Here is a 12612-nt window from a genome sequence, read left to right on the forward strand (position 1 = left end):
GAAATAAATGAGTGATTAATTAGATAATAATCACTAAATATTTATTTCTTTTTTATTTCACTATGGAATTCACGTTCATCATAACCAGTATAAAGTTGGCGAGGACGAGCAATTTTTAGTCCTTCTTCGTGCATTTCATTCCAATGTGCTATCCACCCAATAGTACGTGCGATAGCAAAAATAACCGTAAACATATTAGAAGGAATGCCTAATGCTTTCAGAATAATACCTGAGTAAAAATCAACATTAGGATAAAGTTTTTTCTCAATGAAATAAGGGTCGTTTACAGCAATACGCTCTAATTCCATTGCAACTTCAAGCAGACTATCATTCAGGTTTAGTTCTTTTAGCACTTCGTGGCAGGTTTCACGCATAACAGTTGCACGTGGATCATAGTTTTTATAAACACGATGACCAAAGCCCATTAAGCGGAAAGAGTCATTTTTATCTTTTGCACGCTTAATAAATTCAGGAATATGATCTACCGTTTTTATTTCCTCTAACATGCGTAAACATGCTTCGTTTGCACCACCATGAGCAGGTCCCCAAAGTGAAGCAATACCCGCAGCAATACATGCAAATGGGTTTGCGCCAGAAGAACCCGCAGTACGTACTGTTGATGTTGATGCATTTTGTTCATGGTCGGCATGAAGAATAAGTATTCTATCCATAGCACGCTCAAGAACAGGGTTAACAACGTATTCTTCACAAGGTGTTGCAAACATCATGTGTAGAAAGTTTCCTGCATAAGAGAGGTCATTTTTTGGATAAACAAAAGGCTGGCCAATCGAATATTTGTAGCACATAGCTGCAACTGTTGGCATTTTTGATAATAAACGGTATGCAGTGATATCACGGTGAGTTGGGTTAGTAACATCAAGTGCATCATGATAGAACGCTGCTAAAGCCCCTGTAACACCACATAATACTGCCATTGGATGAGAATCACGGCGGAAACCGTTGAACAGACGAGTTATCTGCTCATGGATCATCGTATGGCGGGTTACCGTTTTTTTAAATGTGTCATATTGCTCTTGAGTCGGTGCTTCGCCATAAAGCAAGATGTAACAAACTTCTAAATAGGTTGATTGTGTTGCTAATTGCCCAATAGGAAAACCACGGTGGAGTAGGATACCGTTTTCGCCATCGATATAGGTAATTTTTGACTCACAAGATGCGGTTGAGGTAAAGCCAGGATCATAGGTGTAATAACCTTTGGAGCCGAGTGTACGAATATCAATAACTTTAGAACCGAGAGTAGGGGATAGAACATCCAAGTCCAGAGAAGTTTCATCAATCGTTAGCTTAGCTTTTTTATCAGCCATTTATAGTCTCCTTAGCGCTTATTATGTCTCCTAACATTCGAAAGCACCTTAGTAAATAAAAATGCACTTCGTTAGTGAAACTATAGTTGATATAAAAAACCTAGGAAGTTTTATTTTAGGGTACTCATTCCTAGGTCTATAGAATGTCACTTATGTTAACGAGCTTTTGATGTTATGTTTTTATAGATGGTTTTTTATGCAATACACTTAGAAATCGTACTGATACCACTTTTACACAAGTTTGACGTTTCTGGAAGCGTGTTTGCGCACAAAAAAAACATAAAGATTAAAAATATGCAATAAATGTAATTTAAATGTTGCGCTTGTGTCAAAAATGATAATGATTTTCGTATTAAGAGTTTTAGATCGTGATCGCTCTCACTGTTCAGGCCAAATGTTAGGTGCACAAGTTGTGTGGTAATTGTAATAAGTTTGTGAAGCCCCTATACTTGCCAACAGGTCTCCGGAACCTCTGTAGTATGGAGAACCAGCGTAACGAATCCACACTTTCTGTAAAATAGACGGATTTACATTTTACTTAAGTTGTGTCTTTGTACCCCATTCGCTGCTTAAACTCCATCCAGGTCCGGAGGAAGGAAAAATTATAAAAGCTGTGTGGGCATAAATTGTGAAAAAACAAAGACCTGTCAATCTGGATTTACAGACGATACAGTTTCCACTACCTGCTATCGCATCTATCTTACATCGTGTCTCTGGGGTAATCATGTTAGTCGCAGTCGGGATTTTACTGTGGTTACTGGGCACTTCTCTCTCATCTCCTGAAGGTTTTCAACAAGCTAGCGAAATAATGACCGGTTTTTTTGCCAAATTTATTTTGTGGGGCATATTAACTGCGTTGGCTTACCATATCTGTGGCGGTATCCGCCATATGCTGATGGACTTCGGTTTTATTGATGAAACATTGGTTGTTGGTCGTAACTCTGCGGCAATCTCAATGATCATTACGGTGATTTTATCAGTATTAGCGGGGGTTCATGTATGGTAAGCAATTCTTCTACTTTTGGCCGCTCTGGTATACAAGATTGGTTATTCCTACGAGCGACAGCCATTATCATTGTTTTATACGTTTTATATTTTATCGGTTTTGTCGCAATAACCGATATTACGTATGACACATGGCGTGGATTCTTCAGCTCATCCATAACCAAAGTGTTTACCATATTGACGCTACTCTCCATTCTTATCCATGCATGGATAGGGATGTGGCAAGTGTTAACGGACTATATTAAGCCAGTGGCATTACGTCTGATATTGCAATTAATCATTGTCGTCGCACTGTTTGCTTATCTTATTTATGGAACAATTGTCGTGTGGGGTGTGTAATGAATTTGCCAGTAAGAGAGTTTGACGCAGTCGTTATTGGAGCTGGTGGCGCGGGTATGCGTGCTGCTTTACAAATCTCCCAAATGGGTTTGTCGTGCGCCTTAATTTCTAAAGTTTTTCCTACTCGTTCTCATACTGTTTCTGCTCAAGGTGGTATTACCGTTGCTTTAGGTAATACACATGAAGATAACTGGGAATGGCATATGTACGATACCGTGAAAGGATCTGACTATATTGGTGATCAAGACGCTATCGAATACATGTGTAAAACAGGATCTGAAGCTATTTTAGAGCTTGAGCACATGGGATTGCCATTTTCTCGCCTTGATGATGGCCGCATTTATCAACGCCCATTTGGTGGCCAGTCTAAAAACTTTGGTGGCGAACAAGCAGCTCGTACTGCAGCTGCGGCTGACCGTACAGGACATGCATTATTACATACTTTGTATCAACAAAATTTAAAAAATCATACAACGATTTTTTCTGAATGGTATTCATTAGATTTAGTAAAAAATCAAGATGGCGATATCGTAGGTTGTACCGCAATTTGCATTGAAACGGGTGAAGTCGTTTATTTCAAAGCTAATGCAACTATTTTAGCAACCGGTGGCGCTGGTCGAATTTATCAATCAACAACAAATGCACATATCAACACAGGTGATGGTGTCGGTATGGCAGTTCGTGCTGGTGTTCCATTACAAGATATGGAAATGTGGCAATTCCATCCAACGGGTATTGCTGGTGCTGGGGTATTAGTCACAGAAGGCTGTCGTGGTGAAGGTGGATACCTACTGAATAAAGATGGTGAGCGTTTTATGGAACGTTACGCACCTAATGCGAAAGACTTAGCAGGACGTGATGTTGTTGCTCGTTCTATTATGATCGAAATTCGTGAAGGTCGCGGCTGTGAAGGTCCTTGGGGACCTCATGTGAAACTCAAACTCGATCATCTAGGTAAAGAAGTTCTTGAATCTCGCTTACCGGGTATTCTTGACCTTTCTCGTACCTTTGCTCACGTTGATCCTATCAAAGAACCAATTCCTGTTATTCCTACATGTCATTACATGATGGGTGGTATCCCAACTAAAGTGACTGGTCAAGCGATTCGAGTGAATGAACAAGGTGAGGATGAAGTTATCCCTGGCCTGTTTGCAGTTGGAGAAATCGCTTGCGTTTCTGTTCATGGTGCAAACCGCTTAGGTGGGAACTCTCTTCTCGACTTAGTTGTTTTTGGTCGTTCTGCTGGGGTTCACTTAAAAGAATCTCTAATGGAACAAGGCACTATGCGTGATGCAAGCGAATCTGATATTGAAGAAGCTCTCTCACGTTACAACCGCTGGGAAAATAATCGTACAGGTGAAGATCCTGTTGAAATTCGCAAAGCACTGCAATCTTGTATGCAACATAACTTCTCAGTATTCCGTGAAGGTGATGCGATGGCTAATGGCTTAAAAGAACTGAAAGTCATCCGTGAGCGCCTACATAATGCACGGTTAGATGATACTTCAAGCGAATTTAATACTCAGCGTATTGAATGCTTAGAGTTAGATAATCTAATGGAAACGGCATATGCCACTGCGGTTGCGGCTAATTATCGTACTGAAAGTCGTGGTGCACACAGTCGCTTCGATCATCCAGATCGTGATGATGCAAACTGGTTATGCCATACCCTATATAAGCCGCAAACTGAGACGATGACACGACGTGAAGTCAATATGCAGCCGAAACTGCGTGAGGCTTTTCCTCCAAAAGTGCGTACATATTAATTTAGCGGTGTGAGTTAAGTTGCGGAGACTCAATTATGAAACTTGAATTTTCAATTTATCGTTACAATCCCGACGTTGATAATGCGCCGCATATGAAAGATTACACCCTTGAAGTCAAAGAAGGGCGTGACATGATGCTATTGGATGCATTAATTCAATTAAAGGAAAAAGATCCTACTTTATCGTTCCGTCGTTCTTGTCGTGAAGGTGTCTGTGGTTCTGATGGCATGAACATGAATGGCAAAAATGGTTTGGCCTGTATCACACCTATTTCATCTTTACGTAAAGGAAGTAAGAAAATTGTGATCAGACCGTTACCCGGTCTACCTGTGATCCGTGATTTAATAGTGGATATGACACAGTTTTATACACAGTATGAGAAAATTCGTCCTTATTTAATCAATGATGAGAAAAATCCTCCTGCTCGTGAGAACTTACAGTCACCAGAACAACGTGCAAAATTAGATGGTCTTTATGATTGTATTCTTTGTGCCTGTTGTTCAACCTCTTGCCCTTCATTTTGGTGGAACCCAGACAAATTTATTGGGCCGGCAGGATTATTAGCTGCTTATCGTTTTTTAGCTGACAGTCGTGATACTGAAACTGAATCTCGTCTTGATGATCTTAGCGATGCTTTTAGTGTATTCCGTTGTCATAGCATTATGAATTGTGTCAGCGTTTGCCCTAAAGGGTTAAATCCGACGAAAGCAATCGGTCATATTAAGTCAATGTTGTTAAAACGTAGTGCATAAAAATAATAACCGCCCTAAAATAGTTAGGGCGGTTAATGGAAAAACGGGATTGAGCGTTTGCTAAAATAGGTATCTATAACTAACTGTTATCTGTATTTCTACATTATAGATAACAAGGTGCCTTTAAACACTGAATGACAGTGCTTAAAGGTTCCTTGAGAGTGAAAACTCCAATATTTAAGAACCTGCGAGATAGCGGGTCATAAGAGAACCTTGCAATCGACACCGTTTAACCACGGTATTAGTTATCCAAGGCGAACTAAAGCTGTATAGCTTAAGGGATCATAATGCAGAACGGCGCAATGAAGGACTGGCTAGGATCGACATTTCTAGCAGGAGAAAATCAGTCTTACATAGAAGAAATCTATGAAGATTACCTAACTGACCCAAACTCTGTTGACGAAAGTTGGAGAGAAATTTTTCAACAACTCCCCACAAGTCAAGGTGTAGAACAATCGCATTCTCAAACTCGCGACTATTTCAGACGTCTTGCAAAAGAATCTACTCGATATAATACTTCGGTAAGCGATCCTGCGACGGACTCAAAACAAGTAAAAGTTTTGCAGCTCATTAATGCATTTCGTTTCCGTGGTCATCAAAACGCGAACCTTGACCCTCTTGGTTTATGGAAACAAGAATCTGTTCCAGATTTAGATCCCGCTTTCCATAATTTGACTAAAGAAGATTTTGAAGAAACGTTTAACGTGGGCTCTTTTGCTATAGGCAAAGAAACCATGAAATTAGGTGAAATATATGAAGCCCTGAAACGCATTTATTGCGGTTCAATTGGTGCTGAATATATGCATATTACTAATACAGAAGAAAAACGCTGGATCCAACAACGTTTAGAGTCTGTTAATGTTAGTGAGCAATTCACCAAAGATGAAAAACTTCGTTTTCTAGCAGAATTGACGGCAGCAGAAGGTTTAGAGCGCTATCTAGGTGCTAAATTCCCAGGTGCAAAACGCTTCTCTTTAGAAGGTGGTGATGCACTGGTTCCAATGCTGAAAGATTTAATTCGTCATGCTGGAAAACAAGATACACGTGAAGTTGTTCTTGGTATGGCTCACCGTGGACGTTTAAATGTTCTTGTTAATATTCTAGGTAAAAAACCTGCTGACTTATTTGATGAATTTGCGGGCATTCATAAAGAACATTTAGGTACTGGTGATGTTAAATATCATCAAGGGTTCTCATCAGACTTTGCAACAGAAGGTGCCCAAGTTCACCTTGCTTTAGCATTTAATCCTTCTCACCTTGAAATTGTCAGTCCCGTTGTCATTGGTTCTGTACGTGCTCGTCGCGATCGTTTAGATGAAGCTCGTAGCAATATGGTTCTTCCTATTACTATCCATGGTGATGCTGCTGTAACAGGCCAAGGCGTTGTTCAAGAAACCTTGAATATGTCACAAGCACGTGGTTATGAAGTTGGTGGTACCGTTCGTATTGTTATTAATAACCAAGTTGGTTTTACAACATCGAATCCAAAAGATGCACGTTCTACACAATACTGCACTGATGTTGTAAAAATGGTTCAAGCACCCATTTTCCATGTTAATGCTGATGATCCTGAAGCGGTCGCTTTCGTTACCCGCTTAGCTCTCGATTTCCGTAATACGTTTAAACGTGATGTCATGATTGATTTGGTTTGTTACCGTCGTCATGGTCATAATGAAGCTGATGAGCCGAATGCAACTCAGCCTCTGATGTATCAAAAAATAAAAAAACATCCAACGCCACGCAAAATTTATGCTGATAAATTAGTTGAACAAGGTCTTCTTGAAGCTAATGATGTCACAGAACTTGTCAACACATACCGTGATGCTCTTGATCGTGGTGATTGTGTTGTAGAAGAATATCGCCCAATGGGTCTACATTCTTATACATGGGAACCATACCTAAACCATGAATGGGATGAAGATTACCCACATCAAGTAGAAAAGACACGTCTACAAGATTTAGCACGTCGTGTAAGTACTATCCCTTCTGAAATCGTTATGCAATCCCGTGTTGAGAAAATTTACACTGATCGCGCCTTGATGGCGGAAGGTGAGAAATTACTCGATTGGGGAGCAGCTGAAACATTAGCGTATGCAACACTTGCAGACCAAGGTGTGACAGTTCGTCTTTCTGGTGAAGATGCTGGCCGTGGTACATTCTTCCATCGTCATGCCGTTATTCATAACCAAACTAATGGTTCTGTCTATGTTCCTCTTGCCAATATCCATAATTCTCAAGGCCAATTTAATGTCTGGGATTCTGTGTTATCAGAAGAGGCGGTATTAGCTTTTGAATATGGCTATGCCACGACAGAACCTCGTGGATTAACTATTTGGGAAGCCCAATTTGGTGACTTCGCTAACGTAGCACAGGTTGTTATCGACCAATTTATTAGCTCTGGTGAGCAAAAATGGGGTCGTATGTGTGGTTTAGTGATGCTATTGCCACATGGTTATGAAGGTCAAGGTCCTGAGCACTCATCTGCTCGTTTAGAGCGTTATTTACAGTTATGCGCTGAACAAAATATGCAGGTTTGTGTGCCATCTACACCAGCGCAGGTTTACCATATGTTACGCCGTCAAGCGTTACGTGGTATGCGTCGCCCACTGATTGTGATGTCACCGAAATCATTATTACGTCATCCATTAGCGGTTTCTGAGTTAGATGAGCTAGCAAACGGTAAATTCTTACCTGTCATTCATGAAATTGATAATTTAAACCCTGCCGATGTTAAACGCGTAGTCATGTGTTCCGGTAAAGTTTATTACGATTTATTAGAACAACGTCGTGCTAATGAGCAAAAAGACGTCGCTATTATTCGTATTGAACAACTCTATCCATTCCCTCATGAGGATATAGCAAAAATTCTTGCTGATTACTCTCATGTAAAAGATTTCATCTGGTGTCAAGAAGAGCCATTAAATCAGGGTGCATGGTACTGTAGTCAGCATAATTTCCGTGATGCAATTCCTACAGGCGCGACATTACGTTATGCAGGTCGTCCTGCATCCGCTTCTCCAGCGGTGGGTTATACATCTGTTCATCAGGAGCAACAAAAAGCTCTGGTTGAAGATGCACTGAAAGTTGAATAAATAAGGATAGAAAATGAGTAGTGTAGATATTCTAGTACCGGATCTCCCTGAATCAGTTGCTGACGCATCGGTCGCAACTTGGCATAAAAAGCCTGGTGATAGCATTCAACGTGATGAAGTGCTTGTTGAAATTGAAACAGATAAAGTTGTACTAGAAGTCCCTGCAAGTGAAGCGGGTGTCTTAGAAAGCATTCTGGAAGAAGAAGGTGCAACAGTGGGTTCTCGTCAATTATTAGGACGCATTCGTCTTGGTGATAGCACAGGCATTCCTGCTGATGTAAAACCTGCTCAAAATAGTACACCAGCACAACGTCAAAGTGCTGATATAGCAGAGAAGGGAAGTAATGATGCTTTAAGCCCATCAGCACGTCGTTTAGTGGCTGAGCATGATATCAATCCTTCTGAAGTTAAAGGTAGTGGTGTCGGTGGACGTTTAACTCGTCAAGATATTGAAGGTCATGTTGCAAACAATAAACCTGCAACACAATCAGCCCCTGAAGTATCACAAGCGCCATTATCACATCGTAGTGAAAAGCGTGTACCAATGACACGTTTACGTAAACGTGTTGCTGAACGTTTACTTGAAGCGAAAAACACAACGGCAATGTTGACGACATTTAATGAAATCAACATGCAACCAATTAAAGATTTACGTGCTCAATATGGCGAAGCTTTTGAAAAACGCCATGGTGTACGTTTAGGCTTTATGTCTTTCTATATTAAAGCTGTTGTTGAAGCGCTTAAACGTTACCCTGAAGTCAATGCATCCATTGACGGTACAGATGTTGTTTACCATAACTATTTTGATATCAGTATTGCTGTATCAACACCTCGTGGTCTGGTTACACCAGTATTACGAGATGCAGATGCAATGAGCATGGCAGATATTGAAAAAAACATTAAAGCATTAGCTGTTAAAGGTCGTGACGGTAAATTAACCGTTGATGATTTAACAGGCGGTAACTTCACCATTACTAATGGCGGTGTTTTTGGCTCATTAATGTCAACACCAATTATTAACCCACCACAAAGTGCGATTTTGGGGATGCATGCGATTAAAGATCGTCCAATGGCGGTTAATGGTCAGGTTGTTATTCTCCCAATGATGTATTTAGCACTTTCTTATGATCACCGTTTAATCGATGGTCGTGAATCGGTTGGCTTCTTAGTCACCGTGAAAGAGATGCTAGAAGATCCAGCTCGTTTATTACTGGATGTGTAGATAATTATTTGCTTTTAGGCAGGAGATGCTCCTCCTGCCTACCATAAGCAAGATACACAAGCATCAAGAAGTACAGTGTGTTCGTGAAGTCAGAATTCTCTGGCTTATAGTCAAAAAAATAAGAAAGCTAGACTTTCAACAAGATTATGGATAGAACATCATGAATTTACACGAGTATCAGGCAAAACAGCTTTTCTCACGGTATGGATTACCAGCGCCAACTGGTTTTGCCTGCTCCACACCGCGTGAGGCGGAAGAAGCTGCATCAAAAATAGGCCAAGGCCCATGGGTTGTTAAATGCCAAGTTCACGCAGGTGGACGTGGTAAAGCGGGTGGCGTAAAAGTTGTTAAATCTAAAGAAGAGATTCGAGCTTTCGCTGAGCAATGGCTTGGCAAACGTTTAGTGACTTATCAAACAGATGCGAATGGTCAACCAGTAACACAAATTCTGGTTGAGGGTGCAACAGATATCGCTAAAGAGCTTTATCTTGGCGCTGTCGTTGACCGTGGTACTCGTCGCGTTGTTTTTATGGCTTCCACTGAAGGCGGCGTAGAAATTGAGAAAGTTGCAGAAGAAACACCTGAACTTATTCATCGCGCAATTATTGATCCTCTAACAGGACCAATGCCTTATCAAGGTAGAGAACTTGCCTTCAAACTAGGATTAAAAGATAAGCAAGTTAGCCAGTTTGCTAAGATCTTTATGGGATTAGCAACGATGTTCTTAGAGCGTGATTTAGCATTAGTTGAAATCAATCCACTTGTTATTACAACTCAAGACGATTTAATCTGCCTTGATGGTAAACTAGGTGTTGATAGCAACGCCCTTTATCGCCAGCCTGAACTACGTGAAATGCACGATCCTTCACAAGAAGATGCGCGTGAAGCACAAGCTGCACAATGGGAACTTAACTATGTTGCATTAGATGGCAATATCGGTTGTATGGTTAACGGTGCTGGTTTAGCAATGGGAACGATGGACATTGTTAAATTACATGGCGGTGAACCAGCTAACTTCCTTGATGTTGGTGGTGGCGCAACTAAAGAGCGTGTAACAGAAGCCTTTAAAATTATTTTGTCAGATGAAAATGTGAAAGCAGTATTAGTTAACATTTTTGGTGGTATCGTTCGTTGTGACTTAATTGCTGACGGTATTATTGGTGCTGTTGAAGAAGTAGGCGTCAATGTTCCGGTTGTTGTACGTCTTGAAGGAAACAATGCAGAGTTAGGCACGAAAAAATTAGCGGATAGCGGACTCAATATTATTGCCGCAACAAGCCTAACAGATGCCGCTAAACAAGTTGTCACAGCAGCGGAGGCAAAATAATGTCTATTTTAATCGATAAAAACACAAAAGTTATTTGCCAAGGTTTCACGGGTAGTCAAGGAACATTCCATTCTGAGCAAGCAATTGCTTATGGGACGCAAATGGTAGGTGGAGTAACGCCTGGTAAAGGTGGTACAACACATTTAGGTCTCCCTGTTTTCAATACGGTACGTGAAGCCGTTGAAGCAACAGGCGCTACAGCGACAGTAATCTATGTTCCTGCTCCGTTTTGTAAAGATTCAATTTTAGAAGCTATTGATGCCGGTATTAAACTGATTATTACTATTACAGAAGGTATTCCTACACTGGATATGCTCACTGTAAAAGTAAAATTGGATGAAGCAGGGGTTCGTATGATTGGCCCTAACTGCCCTGGTGTGATCACGCCAGGTGAATGTAAAATTGGTATTATGCCAGGCCACATACATTTACCAGGTAAGGTCGGGATTGTTTCTCGTTCAGGTACATTAACCTATGAAGCGGTAAAACAAACGACAGATGTCGGTTTAGGTCAATCTACTTGTGTTGGTATTGGTGGTGATCCAATTCCGGGTTCTAACTTTATTGATATCTTAAAGCTTTTCCAAGAAGATCCTCAGACTGAAGCCATTGTGATGATTGGTGAAATCGGCGGTACAGCTGAAGAAGAAGCAGCCGCCTATATCAAAGATCACGTTACTAAACCTGTCGTTGCTTATATTGCAGGTGTGACTGCACCTAAAGGTAAGCGTATGGGGCATGCTGGAGCAATTATTGCTGGTGGTAAAGGTACTGCCGACGAAAAATTTGCGGCATTAGAAGCAGCTGGAGTGAAAACAGTACGTAGTTTAGCGGATATTGGTGAAGCAATTAAATCACTTATTAAATAAGTAACTACTCTGTTAATAAAGTTATACAGCATCAATATAGAATGTCAGTGCTTTTAAAGGGCTGACATTTTTTATTTCATTTAGTTATTTAATTATTCTTTTTTTCGTTAAACAATATTCTTTCAATATAAAAAATAACTTATCCCTTTGAATAATAATGAAAATATTACTATTTTTGATATATATTTTTTATTTTTCTGATTAAAAAATACGAAAATACCAAAGTTAAATCTTCTAAAAAATAAAATAATATCTGAAATACATCTTACAAAGATATAATAAAGAACAGTAAAAATTGATATTCTTTAAGTTGTTTGTATTTTATACAATATTAATATCATAAAACCTTACAAATAGTAATATTTACTTGCAATACCACTAATGGAAGTAGCATACACGTTCAATTAGGCTTGTTTCTATAATAATTTCGTTGTTTACTACCAAGACGTTTACTGATTTATCAATTTCAATATAGCCCAAGGCATGCTCTACTTAGCCTAAATAACAGATAGCATCTAATATAATAAAAAGAATTATTGATAATAGCCCTTGCTCATAACGGTAATAGCATACTGTCAATAGGGAAAACTACATAAAATACATTTATTAAAACTATCAAAAAACTCCCATGATATTTTACAATATACTGATTTTAAATGTTTATTTTTAAGTTTCTCGTATGTTTTTCTAACTAAAAAGGGAAAAAAGATAGAATATTTCACGGTATCTATAAATTAGAATAGTTTTTATAATTTAAAAACTGAAAATATAAAAGAGTATTAAATAAATTTAACATTCATGAGAAATAGGAATGAAAATAAATTTAATTTGGGTTTTAAATTTTAAAAAATTCAAATTACTAAATAATAGAATTTTCTTTAAAAATAAACATTTAAAATCAGTATATTGTAAAAT

The 12612-nt window shown here is 39.4% G+C and carries 9 protein-coding genes; 8 read left to right on the top strand and 1 reads right to left on the bottom strand.

Features of this window, described 5'->3' with window-relative positions; translation table 11 throughout:
* Positions 1-41: 41 nt before the first annotated feature.
* Positions 42-1325: a citrate synthase gene (locus M983_RS13240; protein WP_066751737.1), complete on the bottom strand. Its 1284-nt coding sequence runs from the start codon at positions 1323-1325 to the stop codon at positions 42-44.
* A gap of 625 nt (positions 1326-1950) precedes the next feature.
* Between M983_RS13240 and sdhC the strand changes: the two genes are divergently transcribed.
* From sdhC to sucD, 8 genes are all read left to right on the top strand, one after another.
* Positions 1951-2331: a succinate dehydrogenase cytochrome b556 subunit gene (gene sdhC / locus M983_RS13245; RefSeq protein WP_157091964.1), complete on the top strand. Its 381-nt coding sequence runs from the start codon at positions 1951-1953 to the stop codon at positions 2329-2331.
* Positions 2325-2669: a succinate dehydrogenase membrane anchor subunit gene (gene sdhD / locus M983_RS13250; RefSeq protein WP_066751743.1), complete on the top strand. Its 345-nt coding sequence runs from the start codon at positions 2325-2327 to the stop codon at positions 2667-2669. Before sdhC ends, sdhD begins: the two co-directional genes overlap by 7 nt.
* Positions 2669-4435, top strand: a complete 1767-nt coding sequence (gene sdhA / locus M983_RS13255) for a succinate dehydrogenase flavoprotein subunit (protein ID WP_066751747.1) — start codon at positions 2669-2671, stop codon at positions 4433-4435. Before sdhD ends, sdhA begins: the two co-directional genes overlap by 1 nt.
* A 35-nt stretch (positions 4436-4470) precedes the next feature.
* Positions 4471-5187, top strand: a complete 717-nt coding sequence (locus tag M983_RS13260; protein ID WP_066751750.1) for a succinate dehydrogenase iron-sulfur subunit — start codon at positions 4471-4473, stop codon at positions 5185-5187.
* A gap of 287 nt (positions 5188-5474) precedes the next feature.
* A complete protein-coding gene (gene sucA / locus M983_RS13265; protein WP_066751753.1) occupies positions 5475-8279 on the top strand; it encodes a 2-oxoglutarate dehydrogenase E1 component in 2805 nt (934 codons plus the stop codon).
* A gap of 13 nt (positions 8280-8292) precedes the next feature.
* The gene (gene odhB, locus M983_RS13270; protein ID WP_066751755.1) at positions 8293-9501 is read left to right on the top strand and encodes a 2-oxoglutarate dehydrogenase complex dihydrolipoyllysine-residue succinyltransferase; all 1209 of its coding nucleotides are present in this window, start codon (positions 8293-8295) and stop codon (positions 9499-9501) included.
* 160 nt (positions 9502-9661) lie between these two features.
* Complete coding sequence (sucC, locus tag M983_RS13275) at positions 9662-10828, top strand: ADP-forming succinate--CoA ligase subunit beta (RefSeq protein ID WP_066751758.1); 1167 nt, start codon at positions 9662-9664, stop codon at positions 10826-10828.
* Entirely contained in the window at positions 10828-11697 is an 870-nt protein-coding gene (gene sucD, locus M983_RS13280; RefSeq protein WP_066751761.1) for a succinate--CoA ligase subunit alpha, read from the top strand. The genes sucC and sucD overlap by 1 nt, the downstream gene beginning before the upstream one ends.
* Positions 11698-12612 lie beyond the last annotated feature (915 nt).

The organism is Proteus myxofaciens ATCC 19692 (assembly GCF_001654855.1).
Classification (GTDB): Bacteria; Pseudomonadota; Gammaproteobacteria; order Enterobacterales; family Enterobacteriaceae; genus Proteus; species Proteus myxofaciens.

Excerpts from the sequence above, each read along its gene's own strand:
- sucD (WP_066751761.1), top strand. The coding sequence starts at position 10,828 with ATGTCTATTTTAATCGATAAAAACACAAAAGTTATTTGCCAAGGTTTC.
- M983_RS13240 (WP_066751737.1), bottom strand. The coding sequence starts at position 1,325 with ATGGCTGATAAAAAAGCTAAGCTAACGATTGATGAAACTTCTCTGGAC.
- sucC (WP_066751758.1), top strand. The coding sequence starts at position 9,662 with ATGAATTTACACGAGTATCAGGCAAAACAGCTTTTCTCACGGTATGGA.
- sdhA (WP_066751747.1), top strand. The coding sequence starts at position 2,669 with ATGAATTTGCCAGTAAGAGAGTTTGACGCAGTCGTTATTGGAGCTGGT.
- sdhD (WP_066751743.1), top strand. The coding sequence starts at position 2,325 with ATGGTAAGCAATTCTTCTACTTTTGGCCGCTCTGGTATACAAGATTGG.
- M983_RS13260 (WP_066751750.1), top strand. The coding sequence starts at position 4,471 with ATGAAACTTGAATTTTCAATTTATCGTTACAATCCCGACGTTGATAAT.
- sucA (WP_066751753.1), top strand. The coding sequence starts at position 5,475 with ATGCAGAACGGCGCAATGAAGGACTGGCTAGGATCGACATTTCTAGCA.
- odhB (WP_066751755.1), top strand. The coding sequence starts at position 8,293 with ATGAGTAGTGTAGATATTCTAGTACCGGATCTCCCTGAATCAGTTGCT.